This window comes from Cryptosporangium aurantiacum, assembly GCF_900143005.1.
Taxonomy (GTDB): Bacteria; Actinomycetota; Actinomycetes; order Mycobacteriales; family Cryptosporangiaceae; genus Cryptosporangium; species Cryptosporangium aurantiacum.
Genome location: NZ_FRCS01000011.1, coordinates 45,690 through 65,421, shown reverse-complemented (window position 1 = coordinate 65,421; position 19,732 = coordinate 45,690). Strand labels below are relative to the sequence as shown.

The 19,732-nt window shown below is 72.8% G+C and carries 20 protein-coding genes and 1 riboswitch; of the genes, 18 read left to right on the top strand and 2 right to left on the bottom strand.

The features are described from left to right. Positions 1-21 precede the first annotated feature (21 nt). From pyrF to BUB75_RS30410, 18 genes are all read left to right on the top strand, one after another. Positions 22-873 carry an orotidine-5'-phosphate decarboxylase gene (pyrF, locus tag BUB75_RS30495; RefSeq protein WP_073261692.1) on the top strand — a complete coding sequence of 284 codons (852 nt, stop codon included), beginning with the start codon at positions 22-24 and terminating at the stop codon, positions 871-873. Between the two features lie 309 nt (positions 874-1,182). Continuing rightward, positions 1,183-1,512 carry an integration host factor, actinobacterial type gene (mihF, locus tag BUB75_RS30490; RefSeq protein WP_073261690.1) on the top strand — a complete coding sequence of 110 codons (330 nt, stop codon included), beginning with the start codon at positions 1,183-1,185 and terminating at the stop codon, positions 1,510-1,512. Further along, a complete protein-coding gene (gmk, locus tag BUB75_RS30485; RefSeq protein ID WP_073261688.1) occupies positions 1,502-2,101 on the top strand; it encodes a guanylate kinase in 600 nt (199 codons plus the stop codon). The genes mihF and gmk overlap by 11 nt, the downstream gene beginning before the upstream one ends. Positions 2,102-2,184: 83 nt before the next feature. Then, a complete protein-coding gene (gene rpoZ / locus BUB75_RS30480) occupies positions 2,185-2,475 on the top strand; it encodes a DNA-directed RNA polymerase subunit omega (RefSeq protein ID WP_073261686.1) in 291 nt (96 codons plus the stop codon). Positions 2,476-2,723: 248 nt separating this feature from the next. After that, positions 2,724-3,941, top strand: a complete 1,218-nt coding sequence (gene coaBC / locus BUB75_RS30475; RefSeq protein ID WP_073261684.1) for a bifunctional phosphopantothenoylcysteine decarboxylase/phosphopantothenate--cysteine ligase CoaBC — start codon at positions 2,724-2,726, stop codon at positions 3,939-3,941. Positions 3,942-4,058: 117 nt separating this feature from the next. Continuing rightward, a complete protein-coding gene (gene metK, locus BUB75_RS30470) occupies positions 4,059-5,255 on the top strand; it encodes a methionine adenosyltransferase (protein ID WP_073261682.1) in 1,197 nt (398 codons plus the stop codon). A gap of 231 nt (positions 5,256-5,486) precedes the next feature. Continuing rightward, positions 5,487-7,748 (top strand): primosomal protein N', encoded by a 2,262-nt coding sequence (locus BUB75_RS30465; RefSeq protein WP_245806335.1) that lies wholly within the window; start codon positions 5,487-5,489, stop codon positions 7,746-7,748. Between the two features lie 101 nt (positions 7,749-7,849). After that, on the top strand, positions 7,850-8,398 hold the full coding sequence (def, locus tag BUB75_RS30460) for a peptide deformylase (protein ID WP_073261681.1): 549 nt from the start codon (positions 7,850-7,852) through the stop codon (positions 8,396-8,398). A gap of 2 nt (positions 8,399-8,400) precedes the next feature. Then, positions 8,401-9,330 carry a methionyl-tRNA formyltransferase gene (gene fmt / locus BUB75_RS30455; protein WP_073262023.1) on the top strand — a complete coding sequence of 310 codons (930 nt, stop codon included), beginning with the start codon at positions 8,401-8,403 and terminating at the stop codon, positions 9,328-9,330. A gap of 82 nt (positions 9,331-9,412) precedes the next feature. Next, the gene (locus tag BUB75_RS30450) at positions 9,413-11,146 is read left to right on the top strand and encodes an RsmB/NOP family class I SAM-dependent RNA methyltransferase (protein WP_073261680.1); all 1,734 of its coding nucleotides are present in this window, start codon (positions 9,413-9,415) and stop codon (positions 11,144-11,146) included. A 10-nt stretch (positions 11,147-11,156) separates the two neighbouring features. After that, positions 11,157-11,852, top strand: a complete 696-nt coding sequence (gene rpe, locus BUB75_RS30445; RefSeq protein ID WP_073261678.1) for a ribulose-phosphate 3-epimerase — start codon at positions 11,157-11,159, stop codon at positions 11,850-11,852. Continuing rightward, positions 11,849-12,934: a GGDEF domain-containing response regulator gene (locus BUB75_RS30440; RefSeq protein WP_073261676.1), complete on the top strand. Its 1,086-nt coding sequence runs from the start codon at positions 11,849-11,851 to the stop codon at positions 12,932-12,934. Before rpe ends, BUB75_RS30440 begins: the two co-directional genes overlap by 4 nt. 140 nt (positions 12,935-13,074) lie before the next feature. Continuing rightward, positions 13,075-13,206: riboswitch (FMN riboswitch) on the top strand. A 103-nt stretch (positions 13,207-13,309) separates the two neighbouring features. Next, complete coding sequence (locus BUB75_RS30435) at positions 13,310-13,912, top strand: riboflavin synthase (protein WP_073261674.1); 603 nt, start codon at positions 13,310-13,312, stop codon at positions 13,910-13,912. Further along, the gene (locus BUB75_RS30430) at positions 13,909-15,201 is read left to right on the top strand and encodes a bifunctional 3,4-dihydroxy-2-butanone-4-phosphate synthase/GTP cyclohydrolase II (protein ID WP_073261672.1); all 1,293 of its coding nucleotides are present in this window, start codon (positions 13,909-13,911) and stop codon (positions 15,199-15,201) included. Before BUB75_RS30435 ends, BUB75_RS30430 begins: the two co-directional genes overlap by 4 nt. Further along, positions 15,198-15,704, top strand: a complete 507-nt coding sequence (gene ribH, locus BUB75_RS30425) for a 6,7-dimethyl-8-ribityllumazine synthase (RefSeq protein ID WP_073261670.1) — start codon at positions 15,198-15,200, stop codon at positions 15,702-15,704. The genes BUB75_RS30430 and ribH overlap by 4 nt, the downstream gene beginning before the upstream one ends. Positions 15,705-15,773: 69 nt before the next feature. Next, complete coding sequence (locus BUB75_RS30420) at positions 15,774-16,037, top strand: phosphoribosyl-ATP diphosphatase (protein WP_073261669.1); 264 nt, start codon at positions 15,774-15,776, stop codon at positions 16,035-16,037. A 20-nt stretch (positions 16,038-16,057) separates the two neighbouring features. Further along, positions 16,058-16,912, top strand: coding sequence for an ATP phosphoribosyltransferase (hisG, locus tag BUB75_RS30415; protein WP_073261667.1), 855 nt, complete (start codon positions 16,058-16,060; stop codon positions 16,910-16,912). 14 nt (positions 16,913-16,926) lie between these two features. Further along, entirely contained in the window at positions 16,927-17,418 is a 492-nt protein-coding gene (locus BUB75_RS30410) for a PH domain-containing protein (protein ID WP_218617851.1), read from the top strand. Between the two features lie 97 nt (positions 17,419-17,515). On the opposite strand, the gene BUB75_RS46575 is transcribed toward BUB75_RS30410, so the two are convergent. Then, positions 17,516-17,668, bottom strand: coding sequence for a hypothetical protein (locus BUB75_RS46575; RefSeq protein ID WP_178380014.1), 153 nt, complete (start codon positions 17,666-17,668; stop codon positions 17,516-17,518). A gap of 240 nt (positions 17,669-17,908) precedes the next feature. Further along, the gene (locus BUB75_RS30405; protein WP_073261665.1) at positions 17,909-19,669 is read right to left on the bottom strand and encodes a CvpA family protein; all 1,761 of its coding nucleotides are present in this window, start codon (positions 19,667-19,669) and stop codon (positions 17,909-17,911) included. Positions 19,670-19,732 lie beyond the last annotated feature (63 nt).

The following is a 19,732-nucleotide window of genomic DNA, read 5'->3' as shown; positions in this document are numbered from 1 at the left end:
TGGCAACGGGGAGGGGTCCGAGTGACGCAGGTCGCGACCACGACCGACCACTTCGGTGCGCGGCTGGCCCGTGCGGTCGCCGAGCGGGGACCACTCTGCGTGGGCATCGACCCGCACCCGGGGCTGCTCGACGCCTGGGGCCTGACCAGCGACGCCGACGGCGTGGAACGGTTCGCCCGCACGGTGGTCGAGGCCCTGGCCGCCCAGGTCGCGGTGCTCAAGCCGCAGTCGGCGTTCTTCGAGCGGTTCGGCAGCCGCGGGATCGCGGTACTCGAGCGGGTGATCCGCGACGCCCGTGCGGCGGGCGCCCTGGTGCTGAACGACGTCAAGCGCGGCGACATCGGCAGCACCGTGGACGGGTACGCGGCCGCGTACCTGGACCCCGCTTCGCCGCTGTGCGGTGACGCGATGACCGCGAGCCCGTACCTGGGCTTCGGGTCGCTGGCCCCGCTGATCGCCACCGCGCGCGAACACGGCAACGGGGTCTTCGTGCTCGCGCTGACGTCCAACCCCGAGGGACCCCAGGTTCAGCACGCGGTCGCCGCCGACGGCCGGACCGTGGCCCAGACGATCCTGGACTCCGTCGCCGACGCCAACGCCGGGTACGACCCCTACGGGCCGGTCGGGGTCGTCGTCGGAGCGACCGTGGGGGACACCGGGCACGATCTGAGCCGGGTCGGCGGACCGTTCCTCGCGCCCGGTCTGGGCGCGCAGGGCGGCACCGCCGACGACCTCCGCGCGGTGTTCGGGGACGCCCGCCGGGCGGTGCTTCCGTCGGTCTCCCGCGAGGTGCTGCGGGCGGGTCCGGGGGTGTCCGCGTTGCGCTCGGCGGCAGCCCGGGCTGCGGACGAATTTCGGACTGTGCTTGCCTAGGAGCAGGCCGGTTCGGGTGCCCCGAACGGACGTAGGTGTTGCCTTCGTCTCGATGGGTACTCTCCGACCTGCATGAACCCCTCGCGGCGAACCCTCGTTGCTGTCAGTGTGGAGTGTGTCATCGATCACTGCATTGGTCCCGATGGGCGCCACTCGGTCGCACAAATGGGTGGAAATCGCAGCTTTGCGCGGTTTCTTGCCCTGATTGGGTGGGTGCCAATTCGGGGCCGCATTGATTCCTGTCGTACTTCCTCGCTAGGTTCACGCGCTGGAATCGTCCGCTTCCCCAACGAACACCCGAGGTGACCTGTGGCTCTTCCGTCGTTGAGCCCCGAGCAGCGCGCTGCTGCTCTGCAGAAGGCTGCCGAGGCGCGCAAGCAGCGTGCCGCGGTCAAGGACAAGCTCAAGCACGGTGGCCTGTCCCTGTCAGAGGTCCTCGACTCGGCCGAACAGGACGACGTCATCGGCAAGATGAAGGTCTCGGCCGTTCTCGAGGCCCTGCCGGGCATCGGCAAGGTCCGTGCCGTCCAGATCATGGAGAAGTTCAAGATCGCCGAGAGTCGGCGGGTGCGTGGCCTGGGTGACAACCAGAAGCGCGCGCTGCTCCAGGAGTTCGGCTCCACCTCCGGTGGGCGCTGAATCTCCCGGTCTCCCGTCCCGCGCCGCTGACAACGCGGCGCGGCTGACGGTGCTCTCCGGTCCGTCCGGAGTCGGCAAGGGCAGCGTCGTGGCCGAGATCCGGCGTCACCACCCCTCGGTGTGGCTGTCGGTGTCGGTGACGACGCGCCCGCCCCGGCCTGGCGAAGAGCACGGCAAGCAGTACTACTTCGTCAGCCGGGACGAGTACGACGCGATGGTGGCCGCCGGCGAGCTCCTGGAACATGCGGAGTTCGCCGGCAACGGCTACGGCACCCCCCGCCGCGCCGTCGAGGAGCGGCTCGCCGCCGGGCGTCCCGCTCTGCTGGAGATCGAGCTGCAGGGTGCCCGGCAGGTCCGTGAGGCGATGCCCGACGCGCAGTTCGTGTTCCTCGCTCCACCGTCCTGGGACGAGTTGGTCCGCCGGCTCGTCGGCCGGGGCACCGAGGACGAGGACACGATCCGCCGCCGCCTGGACGCGGCAGTCGTCGAGCTCGCCGCGGAGAAAGAGTTCGACGTGACGATCGTCAACGACAATGTCGGTCAGGCTGCCACGGAGTTGGTAGAGTTGCTCTCCGTGCCGGTCCGCTGAGGGACGGTCGGGCGCTGATGTGGGCCGTTGGCTCGGTTCACGAGAAACCACAATCTCCCGAAAATCATCGAGGCTGATCCGTTTTGTCCGGAACCGTCGCTGCCCCCGAAGGCATCACCAACCCGCCGATCGACGAGCTGCTGGAGAAGACCTCCTCCAAGTACGCGCTCGTGATCTACGCGGCCAAGCGGGCGCGCCAGATCAACGCCTACTACAGCCAGCTCGGCGAGGGCCTGCTCGAGTACGTCGGTCCGCTCGTGGAGACGTCGCCGCAGGAGAAGCCGCTGTCGATCGCGCTGCGCGAGATCAACAGCGACATGCTGACCCACGAGCAGACCAACGAAGTCGACCCCACGGCAAAACACCGCGGCTGAGGTGGGCGGCCCGCTGAGAACGACGCTGCCAAGCGAGCGCGACGACTTGAGTATCACTTATACGCGGCGTCATCGCGCTCGCTAGGCAGCGCCCCGCCCTCAGCGGGCTCCAGGTCAGAGCAACTGCGCGCGCCTGGCGGCGCTTTACAAGCACATGCGTTATGCGGACGATCGGCAGCGGCCGGTCGTCCGCTGCTGCGTGTTCGGGGTCACGGCCGCGCACGGCGGCGGCATGGTAAGCCTGTGCGGTGACCGAAGTCGTTCTGGGCGTAGCGGGCGGGATCGCGGCATACAAGGCATGTGAGCTGCTGCGGCGGCTCACGGAGTCGGGGCTGGACGTCACCGTCGTGCCGACCGCGAGCGCGCTGGAGTTCGTGGGCGCACCGACCTGGGCGGCGCTCTCCGGGCGGCCGGTCGCCACCGACGTCTGGACGAACGTCCACGAGGTACCGCACGTCGCGCTCGGCCGCCGCGCCTCGCTGGTCGTGGTCGCGCCAGCCACCGCCGACCTGCTGGGGCGGGCGGCGAACGGGCTGGCCCCGGACCTGCTCACGAACACGCTGCTCACCGCCCGGTGCCCGATCCTGTTCGCGCCCGCGATGCACACCGAGATGTGGGAACACCCGGCCACGCAGGCCAACGTCGCGACGCTCCGTTCGCGCGGCGTCGTCGTGCTGGAACCGGCCGTCGGGCGGCTCACCGGCCCGGACACCGGCAAAGGCAGGCTGCCCGACCCGGCCGAGATCGCCGAGGTGGCGTTCGCGCTGCTGCGGCGCGGCGCCGGGGCGCCCGACCTCGCCGGCCGGCGCGTCGTCGTGTCCGCGGGCGGCACCCGCGAGTTCCTCGACCCGGTCCGGTTCCTCGGCAACCGCTCGTCCGGACGCCAAGGCTACGCGCTGGCTCGGACGGCGGCCGCACGCGGTGCGAAAGTGACGCTGATCGCCGCCAACACCGCGCTGCCCGATCCGGCAGGCGTGGACGTCGTCCGTGTCGTCAGCACGCGCGACCTGCAGGAAGCCGTCTTCGCGGCCGGTGCCGACGCGGACGCGGTCGTGATGGCCGCCGCGCCCGCCGACTTCCGCCCGGCCGAGTACGCCGACAGCAAGATCAAGAAGACCGACGACGTGAGCGCACCCGTGGTGTCGCTGGTGCAGAACCCCGACATCCTCGCCGGGCTGGTCCGGCGCCGCCGCGAGGCGGGGGACGGGCCGGTGATCGTCGGGTTCGCCGCCGAGACCGGGGACGCGACCGGCTCGGTGCTCGAGCACGGTCACGCCAAGCTCGCCCGGAAGGGCTGCGATCTGCTCGTCGTCAACGACGTCTCCGGCGGCAAGGCGTTCGAGTCGACCGAGAACGCCGCGGTCGTGCTCGCCGACGACGGAACGTCCACCACCGTGCCGCAGGGACCGAAGGAGGCCCTCGCCGACGTGGTGTGGGATCTGGTGGTCCGGCGACTCGCTCGCTGAGCAGCAGTGTTTCGGTAGCTCGACAACTTGGACCCAAGTCACCGCACTTTCCGGGGGTCCCCCACCGGATCGGTAGACTCGCGCCGAAACAAACCCACCCTCGACCCTGGGAGCACCGTGGCCCGCCGACTGTTCACCTCCGAATCCGTGACCGAGGGTCACCCCGACAAGATCGCCGATGCGATCAGCGACGGCATCCTCGACGCGCTGCTGGCTCAGGACCCGCGCAGCCGGGTCGCGGTGGAGACGCTGATCACCACCGGCCAGGTCCACGTCGCCGGTGAGGTCACCACCGACGCGTACGCCGACATCCCGAGCATCGTGCGGGAGACGATCCTCGGCATCGGCTACGACTCGTCGAAGAAGGGCTTCGACGGGGCGTCCTGCGGCGTCAGCGTCTCGATCGGGTCGCAGTCGCCCGACATCGCCCAGGGTGTCGACAACGCGTACGAGACCCGCACCGACGAGACCGACGACGACGTGCTCGACCGTCAGGGCGCCGGCGACCAGGGCCTCATGTTCGGCTACGCGAACAACGACACCCCCGAGCTGCTGCCGCTGCCGATCGCGCTGGCGCACCGGCTCGCGCGTCGCCTCGCGCAGGTCCGCAAGGACGGGCTGATCCCGTACCTGCGTCCCGACGGCAAGACCCAGGTCACGATCGAGTACGACGGCCCGAAGGCGGTCCGTCTCGACACCGTCGTCGTCTCCACCCAGCACGCGTCCGACATCTCGCTGGAGACGCTGCTCGCCCCCGACATCGCCGAGTACGTCGTCGCGCCGGAGCTGGCCGAGTTGGGCATCGAGACCGAGGGCTACCGCCTGCTGGTCAACCCGACCGGCCGGTTCGAGATCGGTGGCCCGATGGGCGACGCCGGTCTGACCGGGCGCAAGATCATCGTCGACACCTACGGCGGTTTCGCCCGCCACGGCGGCGGCGCGTTCTCCGGCAAGGACCCGTCCAAGGTCGACCGCTCGGCCGCCTACGCGATGCGCTGGGTCGCCAAGAACATCGTCGCCGCCGGTCTCGCCGAGCGGGCCGAGGTGCAGGTCGCGTACGCGATCGGCAAGGCGCACCCGGTGGGCCTGTTCCTGGAGACGTTCGGCACCGAGACCGTCGACCCGGACCGGATCAGCAAGGCCGTCTCCGAGGTGTTCGACCTCCGTCCGGCCGCGATCATCCGTGACCTCGACCTGCTGCGCCCGATCTACCGCCAGACGTCGGCCTACGGTCACTTCGGCCGCGAGCTGCCCGACTTCACCTGGGAGAAGACTGACCGCGCTGCGGCACTCAAGGACGCCGCGGGAGCCTGAGAAGACCGAACTGGTGCTGCTGGCTGCGGCGCTCAAGGACGCCGCGGGAGCCTGATCGCGGCGCACCTTGTCACAGGGTGCTGGTAAACCAGGGGTATGACGCTGCTGGACATGGAGCCCGCGGAGCCTTCCGGCTCCGCGGGCTCCCCGCGTCTCGCAGGTATGGAGCCCGCGACTGTGTCATCGGGCCCCGCGGGCTCCCCGCGTCTCGCAGGTATGGAGTCCGCGACTGTGTCATCGGGCTCCGCGGGCTCCCCGCGTCCGGCAGCGTCCGCGCGTCCGCGCGCTGGTGCCGCGCGGCGCGCGGGGGCCGCCGGGGGCGACGAGGCGCTGCCGTTCGACCTCGCGCCGGACGAGTCCGCCCCCGCGCCGGACGCCGGCCCGCCCACCACCGGCGCACCCGAACCCGCAGCGGACGCGAAGAGCGCGGCGAAGTCCGCCGCGAAGCCCGCCGCTAAGAAGAAGCGGGCCGGCAAGCCCAAGGGCGCGCGGGAGCCCGCGGCGGAGCTGCCGGTGGCACGGGTCTGCGTCGACCTGCCGCTCCCGCACCTCGACCGGCCGTTCGACTACCTCGTCCCGTCCGACCTCGCCGACACCGCGGTCGTCGGCGGCCGGGTCCGCGTGCGGTTCGCCGGGCAGCTCGTCGACGGTTACGTGCTCGACCGGGTCGGCGGCAGCGAACACCCGGGCAAGCTCGCCTACCTCGACCGCGCGCTCTCGGCCGAGCCGGTGCTCAGCCCGGAGATCGCCCGCCTCGCCCGCGCGGTCGCCGACCGCTGCGCCGGCACGCTCGCCGACGTGCTGCGGCTCGCGATCCCGCCCCGCCACGCCCGTGCCGAGTCCGCCGCCCGCCGCGCGGGCGACGTCCTGCCGGTGGACGCGCAGGGCCGCCCACAGCCGCCGCACGACGGTTTCGGCCGGTACCGCGGCGGCCCCGCCTATCTCAGGATGCTCGCCGAAGGTCGCTCACCCCGCGCCGTGCTCGCCGCGCTGCCGGGGGAGGACTGGCCGCGCCGGATCGCCGAGGCCGTCGCCGCCGCGCTGGCGTCCGGCCGCGGTGCCGTCGCGGTGGTGCCCGACGCCCGCGACCTCGACCGGCTCGACGCCGCGCTCGCCGACGTCCTCGGGCCGGGCAGGCACACCACGCTGGCCGCCTCGCTCGGCCCGGAGGAGCGATACCGGCGCTGGCTGGCCGTCCGCCGCGGTGAGGTACAAGCCGTCGCGGGAACCCGGGCCACCGCGTTCGCGCCGGTCGCCGACCTCGGGCTGGCCGTGCTCTGGGACGACGGCGACGACCTGCACGCCGAGCCCCGCGCGCCGTACTGCCACGCCCGCGAAGTACTGCTGGTCCGCACCCAGATGGCCGACGCCGGGCTGCTGATCGGCGGGTTCGCGCGCACCGCCGAGGCGCAGCTGCTGGTGGAGACCGGGTGGGCCAAGCCGCTGGAAGCCGACCGCGAGGTCGTGCGGGCCGCCGCGCCGCGGGTCGTCCCGGTGGGTGACGACCGCGACCTCGCCGCCGACCCGAGCGCGTCGGCCGCCCGGCTGCCGACCGTGGCCTGGCGCGCGGCCCGCGAGGCGCTGGCCGCGGACGCCCCGGTGCTGGTCCAGGTGCCGCGGCGCGGCTACGTACCGTCGGTCGCCTGCGGGCGCTGTCGGCGGCCGGCCCGCTGCACGACCTGTTCCGGTCCGCTGGAGCTGCGCGGCCGCGGCGAGTCCGGCGAGGGCGACGTGCCCTCCTGCCGGTGGTGCGGGCACCTCGCCGGTGGCTGGACCTGCCCCGACTGCGGGCACCGCGGGCTGCGCGCCTCGGTGCTCGGGGCCCGCCGCACCGCCGAGGAACTCGGGCGGGCGTTCCCCGGCATCCCGGTCCGGACGTCGGGCCGCGACGGTGTGCTGACCGAGGTCGGCGGCGGCGCGGCCCTCGTCATCGCCACTCCGGGCGCGGAGCCGGTCGCCGACGGCGGGTACGGGGCGGCGCTGCTGCTCGACACCTGGGCCCTGCTGACCAGGGCCGACCTGCGCGCGTCGGAGGAGGCGCTGCGACGCTGGGCCAACGCGATCGCGCTGGTACGTCCGGCACGGTCGGGCGGCCGGGTCGTGATCGCCGCCGACGGGGCGATACCGGCGGTGCAGGCGTTGCTCCGGTGGGACCCGGCGTGGCACGCCGCGCGCGAGCTGGCCGACCGCGCCGAGCTGGGGTTTCCCCCGGCGGTGCGGATGGCCAGCGTGACCGGCACGCCCGACGCGGTCGCCGACCTGCTGCGGCTCGCGGATCTCCCGGACGCCGCGGAGGTCCTCGGGCCGGTACCGATCCCGCCGGCACCGCGGGCGGGGGCGGAGGACGAGGAGCTGGAGCGCGCACTCGTGCGCTGCCCCCGGTCACTGGGCCCGGCGCTGGCCGCCGCCCTCCGCGCCGCGGCCTCCGTCCGCAGCGCCCACAAGGCCCCCCACCCGGCCCGCATCGCCGTCGACCCCCTCGAGCTTCTCTGACGCTTTGCTCGGGACCGGAGCCGTGCACGGTAGCCTGGAGCGCTGGTGCGGACCCGCGCCTGATTCCGTCGTGCCCGCCAGCGTCCCGAGGGGTACCAAGAGTGTCTGTCCGTCCCATTCGCCTCTTCGGAGACCCGGTGCTGCGCACCCCCGCCGACGAGGTCGTCGACTTCGACCGGCAGCTGCGGGCCCTGGTGAAGGACCTCACCGAAACGATGCTCAACGAGCGTGGCGCCGGTCTGGCCGCCCCGCAGCTCGGCGTCTCACTCCGAGTCTTCACGTTCGACGTCGACGACGTGGTCGGCCACCTGGTCAACCCGGTCCTGGAGTTCCCCGACGAGGAGGAGCAGGAGGGACCCGAGGGTTGCCTCTCGGTTCCCGGCCTCTACTTCGACACGAAGCGCCGGATGAACGCCGTCGCCAAGGGTTTCGACATGCACGGCGAGCCGATCCAGGTCGTCGGCACCGAGCTGATGGCGCGGTGCCTGCAGCACGAGACCGATCACCTCGACGGCGTCCTGTTCGTCGACCGGCTCGACCCGGACACGAAGAAGGAAGCGATGCGCGCGATCCGGCAGGCCGAATGGGCGAACGAGCCGGCGCCGACGGTCAAGGTCAGCCCGCACCCGCTGTTCGGGAAGCTCCGGTGAGCCTGCGCCTGGTTTTCGCCGGCACACCAGCGGTCGCCGTACCACCGCTGGAGCGGCTCCTGCAGACCGGCCATGAGGTGGTCGCGGTCGTCACCCGGCCCGATGCGCCGTCCGGACGCGGGCGCAAGCTGCACCGGTCGCCGGTCGGCGAGGTCGCCGACGCGCACGGCATCGAGGTGCTGACCCCGGCGAAGGCCGGTGATCCCGACTTCCTGGCCAGACTCGCCGAGCTGGCGCCCGACCTCGCGCCGGTCGTCGCGTACGGCGGGCTGGTGCCGCCGTCGGCGCTGGCCGTGCCACGCCTCGGCTGGATCAACCTGCACTTCTCGCTGCTGCCCGCCTGGCGCGGGGCCGCGCCGGTGCAGCACGCGATCCTGCACGGCGACGAGTTGACCGGCGCCGCGGTGTTCCAGTTGGAGAAGGGGCTGGACACCGGACCGGTGTTCGGCACGCTCACCGAGCCGATCCGGCCGGACGATACGGCCGGCGCGCTGCTGGAGCGGCTGTCGGTGGCCGGTGGCGAACTGTTGGCCCAGGTGGTCGACGGCATCGCGGCCGGAGCGCTGACGCCGGTCGCGCAGCCGTCCGACGGGGTGTCGCTGGCGCCGAAGCTCACCGTCGAGGACGCGCACCTCGACTGGTCGGTGCCCGCGTTCGCGATCGACCGGCGGATCCGGGCGTGCACGCCCGCGCCGGGGGCCTGGACGACGTTCCGGGGCGAACGGGTCAAGGTGGGGCCGGTGCGCCCCACACCAGACGCCGCCGAACGCCCGGCGCCGGGGACGCTGCTGGTCGAGCGGAAGCGGATACTGGTCGGGACCGCCACGGACCCGGTGGTTCTCGGCGACGTCGTCCCGCCGGGCAAGAAGGCGATGCCCGCCACCGACTGGGCGCGCGGCGTCCGGCCGGAACCCGGCGAACGCTTCGAGTGACCGAACTTCCCGCATTACCCCACGAATCGCCAGCAATACCCCAGGAATCGCCAGCAATACCCCAGGAATCGAAGGTGCAGCGGTGACCGAAGGAGACGGCCGACCCCAGGGACGGCGACCGGGCAGCGGACGCCCACCCGCAGGCGGCCGCCCCGACCGCGGCCGCTCGGACGGGGGCCGCTCGGACGGGGGCCGCTCGGACGGGGGCCGCGGTGAAGGCCGCCCGGAGCGCGGCCGCCCCGGCCAGGACCGGGCGCGCGGCGGCTCCGACCGCGGCCGCCCCGGCCGCGACCAAGGCGCCGGCCGCCCCGGCCGTGATCGTTCCGAGCGGCCGCGTAACGAATCAGGGCACGAGGGGACGAAGCGGTCCTGGGGCACGTACCAGAAGGCCACCCCGGACCCGGCCCGACGTGCGGCGTTCGACGTGCTGGTGGCGGTCGCCGCCCGTGAGGCGTACGCGAACCTCATGCTGCCGTCGGTGCTGGTCGAACGCCGGATCACTGGCCGGGACGCGGCATTCGTCACCGAACTGACCTACGGAACCCTGCGCCACCGCGGAACGCTCGACGCCATTCTCGGCGCCGGGAGCAGCCGCCCGATCGACAAGGTCGACCTGCGGGTGCTCCAGGCGCTGCGGCTCGGCGCGTACCAGCTGCTGTTCACCCGCGTGCCACCGCACGCCGCGGTGGCGGGCACCGTCGAGGTGGCCCGCGTCGCGCTCACCGACGGGCCGGCCCGGTTCGTCAACGCAGTGCTGCGCCGGGTCTCCGAACGCGACCTGGACGCCTGGCTCCCCGAGGTCACGCCGGACCTCGCCGCCGACCCGATCGCCCACCTGGCGATCCGCTACAGCCACCCGGAGTGGGTCATCCGCGCGTTCGCCGACGCGCTCGGTGAGGACACCGCCCGCCTGGCGGCAGGCGACAGCGAGACCGCCGCCGCGCTCGCCGCCGACAACGAGCGGCCGGGCGTCGACCTGGCGGCTCGGCCGGGCCGGATCGACCCCAAGGAGCTGGCCGCGGACGTCAGCGGCGAGCCGGGCCGGTGGTCGCCGGTCGGCGTGAAGCTGCCGGAGGGCGCGCCGGGCGACGTCGCGGCGATCGCCGACGGACGCGCGCACGTGCAGGACGAGGGCAGCCAGCTCTGCGCCTGGACCCTGGCCACCGCCCCGCTGGAAGGCACCGACGCCCGCTGGCTCGACCTCTGCGCCGGCCCCGGCGGAAAAGCCGGGCTGCTCGCGTCGATCGCCGACGGCCGCAGCGCGCACCTCACCGCGGTCGAGGTGTCCGAGCACCGCGCCAAGCTGGTCGAACAGGCCGTGCGTGGGCTCCCCGCGACCGTGCTCACCGCGGACGGCCGCGACGTCGGTACCCATCCCGACCTGCCCGAGGGTGGGTTCGACCGGGTGCTGGTCGACGCGCCGTGCACCGGGCTGGGCGCGCTGCGACGCCGTCCGGAGGCACGCTGGCGCCGCCAGCCGAGCGACGTCCCGGCGCTGGCGAAACTCCAGCGTGAGCTGCTCACCGCGGCGCTGCGGGCGACTCGGCCCGGCGGGCTGGTCGCCTACGTGACCTGCTCACCGCACCTGGCCGAGACCCGGGTGCTGGTGGCGGACGTGTGCCGGCGCACCGGCGCCGAGCCGGTCGACGTCCGCGGAGTGCCGGAAGCCGCAGCGGCCGCGGACGTGAACCCGACGCCCGAGGGAGTTCAACTCAGCGCGGCACGCGCTGCGGCTCTTCAGCTCTGGCCGCACCGGCACGGCACCGACGCGATGTTCCTGTCGCTGCTCCGCAAGCCTGTCACACCCCGCGACTAGTATTTCGGGCGTGGAGCTCTTCGTCGCACCGAGCATTCTGTCCGCAGACTTCGCCCGTCTGGCCGACGCCGCCGCGTCGGTCGCGGGCCGGCCCGGCACGCCGGGGGCGGACTGGCTGCACGTCGACGTCATGGACAACCACTTCGTTCCGAACCTCACGCTCGGCCTGCCGGTCGTCAAGAGCATCAAGGCGGCGACCGACATCCCGCTCGACTGCCACCTGATGATCGACGACCCGGGCCGCTGGGCACCCGGTTACGCCGAGGCGGGCGCACACAACGTCACGTTCCACGCCGAGGCCACCGACGACCCGTCCGCGGTGGCGCGCGACCTGAGAAAAGCGGGTGCGAAGGCCGGTCTGGCGCTCAAGCCGGGCACCCCGCTGGAGCCGTACCTGGAGATCCTCCGTGGCTTCGACACGCTGCTCGTGATGACCGTCGAGCCGGGCTTCGGCGGGCAGGACTTCATCGCCGAGGTGCTGCCGAAGGTCACCGAGGCCCGTCGCCGGGTCCAGACCGGGCACCTCGAGCTGCGAATCGAGGTCGACGGCGGCATCAACGCCGACACGATCCACGCGGCGGCCGAAGCGGGCGCGGACACGTTCGTCGCGGGGTCCGCCGTCTACAACGCCGACGATCCGGCCGCCGCCGTCGCCGCTCTGCGGTCCGCGGCGGTCCGTGCGGCGGAGTCGGCGGCGATCCGGTGACCGCGAGCGCGGGGCCGGCCGGGGGAGAGACTCCCGGGGAGCTCCCGCGCGCCGGAGGCCACCGGGGCTCCGAAGGGCTGATCCTCGTCGTCGACGACGACGCCGACGTCACCACGCTGGTCGCGATGAACCTGCGGTTCGAGGGCTTCGAGGTGGTGGTGGCCAACGAGGCCCGCAGCGGGCTGGCCGCGATCGAACGGCACCGGCCCGACCTGGTTCTGCTGGACGTGATGATGCCGCGGGTCGACGGCTTCGAGCTGTGCAGGCAGTTACGCGCGTCGCCGCTGACCGCCGCGTTGCCGATCATCATGCTCACCGCCAAGGACCTGTCCGCCGACCGCATCCAGGGGCTCACCGCGGGCGCCGACGACTACATCGTCAAGCCGTTCGACCTGAGCGAGCTCGTCGCGCGGGTCCGGTCGACGCTGCGGCGCAACCGCGAGATGCGGGACGTCTCGCCGCTGACCGGCCTGCCCGGCAACACCCGGATCCTGGACGCGATCGCCGAGCGGATCGCCGCCCGCCGGGACCACGGCTGGGAGTACGCGGTCTGCTACATCGACCTCGACAACTTCAAGACCGTCAACGACGTCTACGGCTTCTACCGCGGCGACCAGATGCTCACCGCGGCGGCCGGCGCGCTGCACACGTCCACGATCGGGGTCGCCGGCCCGCCGCCGTTCCTCGGCCACATCGGCGGCGACGACTTCCTCGTCGTCTGCACGCCCGACCAGATCACGCCGATCACCGACCGGGCGATCCGGCTGTTCGACCAGTCCAGCCGGGTGCTCTACGACCCCGACGACCTGGCCCGCGGCTACTTCGAGGTGCTCGACCGGCAGGGCCGGTTACGGCGGCACGGGCTGCTGACGCTCTCGATCGGCGTCGCCCTCTCGACCCAGCGCCGGTTCACCGACCACCGGGAGGTGGTCGCCGCGGCCAGCGAGATGAAGGCCGTGGCCAAGCGCACCGAGGGGTCGATGGTCGCGGTCGACCGGCGGCGCGACCCGGAGCCCGGGCGGGGCCGCTCGGCCCGGGAACGGGCCGCGATCGAACCGGTGGCGGAGCCCGACTCCGTTTGATGTACCGCGTGATCCCGGTCGCACTGGGCGGTCCGGGCCGCGCCGACCGTGCCAGACTGGCGCGTAACCGTGGGATTTCGGACCGCTGATGTGGCGGTATCGCGTCCCACGAAGTAGACACGAGATAGAGACGACGCAGTACGCGCGCTCCGGGGTCGGTGAAATTCCGAGCCGGCGGTGACAGTCCGCGACCCGTGCGCCCTTCGGGGCAAGCGGTTGACCCGGTGGAACTCCGGGACCGACGGTGAAAGTCCGGATGGGAGGAAGCGCGCGGGCTGATCGGCGTGCCCGTGCGCGTGCGCGGGGTACGCCGACGCCCGTGCTTGCCCTCCCGGCGCCTCGGAGCCGCCCGAGGCGAGGAGGCACGCGGCGCACATGTTCACCGGCATCGTGGAAGAACTCGGCACCCTGGCCGGCATCGACCACCTCGACAGAGCCGCCCGGCTCACCCTGAAGGGTCCACGGGTGGCCGCGGACGCCGCCCACGGCGACTCGATCGCGGTCAACGGCGTCTGTCTCACGGTCGTCGACGCCACCGCGGACGGATTCACCGCCGACGTGATGGCCGAGACGCTCGACCGCTCCACGCTGGGAGGGGTGGCGCCCGGCGACCGGGTCAACCTCGAACGGGCGGCCACGCTCAGCACTCGGCTCGGCGGTCACCTGGTCCAGGGCCACGTCGACGGCGTCGGCACGGTGCTGGAACGGCGCCCGGACACACACTGGGAGATCGTCCGGATCAGCCTGCCCGCCGACCTGGCCCGGTACGTGGTGGAGAAGGGCTCGATCACCGTCGACGGCGTCTCGCTCACCGTCTCTGCCGTGACTGACGACCACTTCGAGGTCAGCCTCATCCCGACCACGCTCGCGCTGACGACGCTCGGCACCCGTGGCGTCGGGGCGCCGGTCAACCTCGAGGTCGACGTCATCGCGAAGTACGTCGAAAAGCTGGTCCACACGCGGGAGGAGCGGGCATGACCGAGGTGACGTTCGGCACGATCGAGCAGGCGATCGCGGACATCGCGGCCGGAAAGGCCGTCGTCGTCGTCGACGACGAGGACCGGGAGAACGAGGGCGACCTGGTGTTCGCCGCGTCCGCGGCGACCCCGGAACTGCTCGCGTTCACGATCCGGTACAGCTCCGGCGTCGTCTGCGCGCCGGTCACCGAGGCGGACGCCGACCGGCTGGACCTGCCCCCGATGCACCACACGAACCAGGACAGCAAGGGCACCGCGTACACGGTCTCGGTGGACGCTAGGGACAAGACCACGACCGGCATCTCCGCCGCCGAGCGCGCACACACGATCCGGCTCCTCGGCGACCCGGACGCCACCGCGGACGCGTTCACCCGGCCCGGCCACGTGTTCCCGCTACGCGCGGTCGATGGCGGCGTGCTGGCCCGGCCCGGCCACACCGAAGCCGCCGTGGACCTCGCTCGGATGGCCGGTCTGCACCCGGCGGGTGTGGTCGCCGAGGTCGTGAACGACGACGGCACGATGGCGCGCCTGCCGGAGCTGGCCGCGTTCTCGGACACCCACGACCTCACGCTGATCACGATCGCCGACCTGGTCGCGTACCGGAGGCGCACCGAGCGGCAGGTGGAGCGGGAGGTCGACGCCCGGGTCCCGACCCGGCACGGCGCGTTCCGCGCCGTCGGCTACCGCGGCACGGTCGACGAGACCGAGCACGTCGCGTTCGTGCTGGGCGACGTCGAGGGTGAGGACGACATCCTGGTGCGCGTGCACTCGGAGTGCCTCACCGGCGACGTGTTCGGCAGCCTGCGGTGCGACTGCGGGCCGCAGCTGGAGTCGGCGCTCGAAGCGGTGGCCACCGAGGGCCGCGGAGTCGTCGTCTACCTGCGCGGACACGAGGGCCGTGGGATCGGCCTGCTGCACAAGCTGCGCGCGTACGAGCTGCAGGACACCGGCGCGGACACCGTCGACGCCAACCTCGAACTCGGGCTGCCGGTGGACGCCAGGGACTACGCGATCGGTGCGCAGATCCTGCTCGACCTGCAGATCCGGTCGGTCCGGCTGCTGACGAACAACCCGGCGAAACGGACCAGCCTGGAGCGCTACGGGGTCCGTGTGCACGATCGGGTCGCGCTGCCCACCCACGCCCATCCGGAGAACGTCCGGTACCTCCGCACGAAGCGCGACCGGATGGGCCACGAGATCGTCGGGCTGCCCGACGAGATCGCGGTCGCGTCCGCGGTGATCGAGAGCGCACCGGTCCGGGAGCGCGCCACGCTCGGAGCGCCGGCATGAGCGGCGCGGGCGCGGCCGACCTCGGAACCGTCGACGCGGCCGGGCTGCGGCTCGGCGTCGTCGCCACTCGCTGGCACCAGGAGATCGCCGACCACCTGCTGGACCGCGCGCTGGCCGCGGCGGCGGTGAGCGGCGTGACCGACATCGTCACCGCCCGGGTCGCGGGAGCCATCGAGCTGCCGGTCGTCGCCCAGGAGCTGGCCCGGCGGTGTGACGCGGTCGTGGCGCTGGGCGTCGTCGTCCGCGGCGGAACACCGCACTTCGAGTACGTCTGCGACGCGGTGACCGCCGGCCTCACCCGGGTCGCGCTGGATTCCGGCGTCCCGGTGGGGAACGGCGTCCTCACCTGCGACACCGACGAGCAGGCCCGGGACCGGGCCGGCTTCGAGGGCAGCGCCGAGGACAAGGGACGCGAGGCGACGCTCGCGGCTCTCGACGCGGCGCTGGTCCTCCGTGATCTGCGTCGCGCCCCGGTGCCGAAGGTGGGCTTCGGCGTCGGCTGAGGCGTCGTGCTCGGGTGCCGCCGGATACTGGCACCCGAGCACCGCACCTTCGCGTGAAAGACTGCGGACGTGAAAACGTTCGATGCGCTGTTCGCCGAACTCTCGGCCAAGGTGGCCGCCGGCACCCCGGGTTCCGGCACGGTGGAGGCGGTGCGGGCAGGCGTCCATACCGTCGGTAAGAAGGTCGTCGAGGAAGCGGCCGAGGTCTGGATGGCCGCGGAGCACGAGTCCGCGGAGCGGACCGCCGAAGAGATCTCGCAGCTGCTCTACCACCTGCAGGTCTTGATGCTGGCCCGCGGCCTGACCCTCGACGACGTCTACGCCCACCTGTAACCCCCCACGGAAGGCCGGGCATGCTGCGCATCGCCGTCCCCAACAAGGGCTCGCTCTCCGAGCGAGCCACCACGATGCTCGCCGAGGCGGGCTACCTTCAGCGCCGCGACCCCAAAGAACTCGTTCTGGTGGACGCCGAGAACGAGGTCGAGTTCTTCTACCTCCGCCCCCGTGACATCGCGGTGTACGTGGGCTCCGGCGACCTCGATCTCGGGGTCACCGGCCGCGACCTGCTGCTCGACTCGGGCGCCGACGCCGTCGAGATGCTCGCGCTGGGCTTCGGCAAGTCCACGTTCCGTTTCGCCGCCCGCCCGGGCACCGTCGAGTCGATCGGCGACCTGGCCGGACGCCGCATCGCGACGTCGTACGCCGGCCTGGTGCGCCAGCACCTCGCCGAGCACGGAGTGGCCGCCGAGGTGATCCGGCTGGACGGTGCGGTCGAGACCGCGATCCGGCTGGGTGTCGCCGACGTGATCGCGGACGTCGTCGAGACCGGTGCGACGCTCCGCCAGCAGGGCCTGGAGATCGTCGCGGAGCCGATCCTGCGGTCGGAGGCCGTGGTGATCCGCGGCAAGGGTCAGAGCGAGTCCGGTGCCGACCACCGCGTCGACCAGCTGACCCGCCGGCTCAACGGCGTCCTCGTCGCCCGCCGGTACGTGATGCTGGCCTACGACGTCGAGCTGGCCCGCCTGGACGCCGCGGTAGCGCTCACCCCCGGCATCGAGGGGCCGACGATCTCCCCGCTGCACAAGGACGGGTGGGTCGCGGTGCAGGCCATGGTGCCCCGGGAGGACACGAATCGGATCATGGACTCGCTCTACGACCTCGGTGCCCGGGCCATCCTGGTCACGTCGATTCACGCCTGCCGCCTGTGACCGGGGAGCCCGACGTGGCCGAGGTGAGCAGCGGTACGCCGGACGTCGTCCGGGCCCGGCCGCACCGGCTGACGATCGTCGCCTGGATCCTGGCGGTCGCGATCGTCGTGATCTTCGGTGTCGTCGCGGTGCTGCTCGGCCGCCCGACGACCACCGAGGACCCGGACGTCGGCGCACCGTTCGGCATCGGCGACCAGCTCGGGATGGTGTTCCTCGGCATCCTGATGGCCGGGGGAGTGCTGTCGCTGACCCGGCCGCGGGTGGTCGCCGACGCGCACCAGGTGAAGGTCCAAAACGTCGTCGGCGGCATCACCGTGCCGTGGACGCTGGTCCGCGGCGTGCGATTCGATCAGCATTCGCCGTGGGCCGCGCTCGAGCTGCTGGACGACGAGTTGGTCTCGGTGCTGGCCGTACAGGCTGCGGACAAACAACGGGCCGTGGACGCCGTCCGCGGGCTCCGGCGGCTGCACGCCGCGGCCTGGGAAGGCAAGCAGCCACCGCAATGAGGCGCTGACGCCGCTCGGCGGCGGGTGCCGTTGACGCCGCTCGGCGGCGGGTCCTCGGAAGGGGACACGCTGCCGGGCGGCGTGCGGTGACGGTGGGTTAGGCCAGGTTGGTGACGAACGCGCTCATGCCGCTGGCGATGTTGACCAAACCATTGCCGAGCGATCGGACTACACCGGCGGCGTCCGCGGGCTGAGTCACCACGAAGAACACCAGCAGAGCAACCGCTCCCCATTTGAGGAACTTCTTCATGTCACGCCTCCTCGCAGCGGGGTTGGCGCCCACGCGCACTGCTAGCCACAGAGTTACAGCACATATACCAACAGTTAGAATCTAACACGATGCGGTGGGTCGGTGACCCCATGCATGATTGTGTCGGATGACGAGGCAGCGCGCGTGAGCACCCCGGTATTCATTCATTCTCATGCAATCCACGCTGGTCACCGGAGCGCGAACGCCACGGTGCGTCCGAATGGTGAGACAGCGTCCTACTCAACCGGCTTCTCCCTCGCCGGGCTCCAGTGGGGCATTCGGGGATCTGTCCGGTGGGTTACCCGCTGTGTCCGCGCTGACGTCGTCCTCCGGGAGTTCGGGCACGGGATCCTCCTCGGGTAGCACCGTCAGCTCGGCGGCACCGGCCCGGCTCAGGGTACCCACGGGCGCACCCGGGCCGCCCGGAACGACCAGCGCGAAGGACGGGAGTCCTAACAGGGCCGGTGCGCCGCCGGGCGTCCCGACCGCGAGGAACCAGCTGTCGGCCTCGTCGTGGTACATCCAGCCGGGGACGAGTTGCGACGCCGGGGCGGTCTCCACAGTGGGTGGATCGTCGGCGGTGGGCTCGCGGGGTGGTACCGGCACCAGCGGAGTCGAGTAGCCGAACGGCGGCGGGTCGGACGGCGTCCGCGGCCGGGGGACCGGCGGCTGCTCGTCGGCCGCGAGCACCGGCGAGGTGACGGGTTCGGTCGCCCGGGCCGGGGTTGGCTCCAGGGCGCGGCCGGGGCCGTGGCCTACTTCTGCTCCCGGGCAGGGGATCGGGCCTTCCGAGGAGCCGGCCATCGGGTCGGTGGCGGGGTTGCCGCGCGGGTCGGCCATCGAGCCACCGCGCGGGTCGTCGGCGGGGTTGCTGTGTGGGCCGGTGGTGGGATTGCTGTGCGGGCTGGCCGTGGGGTTGCTGTGCGGGTCGTCGGCGGGGTTGCTGTGTGGGCCGGTGGTGGGGTTGCTGTGCGGGCTGGCCGGGGGGCCGCTGTGCGGGTCGGCTATCGGGCCGCCGTGCGGGCCGGCGGCCGGACTAACGGGTGGCGGCCATCCTGCGGGGCCGGCAACGGGGCTACCGGTGGAGCCGATCGGCGAGGCATCCGCGGGGCGGGGATCCGGGCCCGCGGCCGGGCCCTGTGCCGGGATCCCTCCCGGAGCGGGCACCGGACCGGTCGCGGGGCCGATGACCGGATGTCCTTCGGGGCCGGCGGCCGGGCTACCGGGGGCGCCGAGCGGCGGGGTGACTGCGGGGCCGGGCGTCGAGCCGACGATCGAGCCACTGAGGGGGGTCGCCGCCGGGCTTCCGGCGAGGCCTCGGGCCGGGCTCCCGAACGAGCCGAGAGCCGGGCTCCCGGCCGGACCGAGCGGCCGTGCGTCGCCGGCGCGGGGAGTCGGGACGGCGCCGGGGCTTCCGGCCGGGGCGAGCGCGGAGGTTCCCGCTCCACCGGTGATCGGGACCGCGCCTGCGTTCGGCGTCCACATCTCGGCGGAACCGAGGGCCGGGAGCTCGGTGCGCCCGAGCGCCGGGCGCCCGCCATAACCCGACGTGGCCGATGAGGCCGATGTGCCCGATGAGGCCGACGTGGCCGATGGGCTCGATGGTGCCGCTGTGAGCGCTGCGCGTCGAGGTGGCGCCGAGATCGGACGGTGCACCTCGTGCGGCACCTGCCGCAGCTGGCGTTCCTCGACACGATCGGCCACCCGCGCGAACAGCGCCCCGACGAGTGCGAACAGGATGACGCCCGCGACGATCGCGGCCAGCGCCGCGGTGGTCCCGCGTTCCGGAGCCAGCCGCCAGCACAGCACGGCACCGGCCACGCTGGTGAGCAGGAACCCCAGCAGGGCCGAGAGCGCGGCCGGGTACTGGGTGATCGCTCCGCGCCGAGGGTGATCGGCCCGCACCGCAGCCCGCGCGTGCGCGAGCACCACCGAACCACCGGTGGCGAGCAGTAATCCCAAGCCGAGTGCGACGGCTGCGACCAGCGTCGTCCTGTTCACCGGTCCCTCCGCGGACACTCGGTGCCTCACCGGCGCCGACGAGTTGAGGGCCGCGAGGAAACA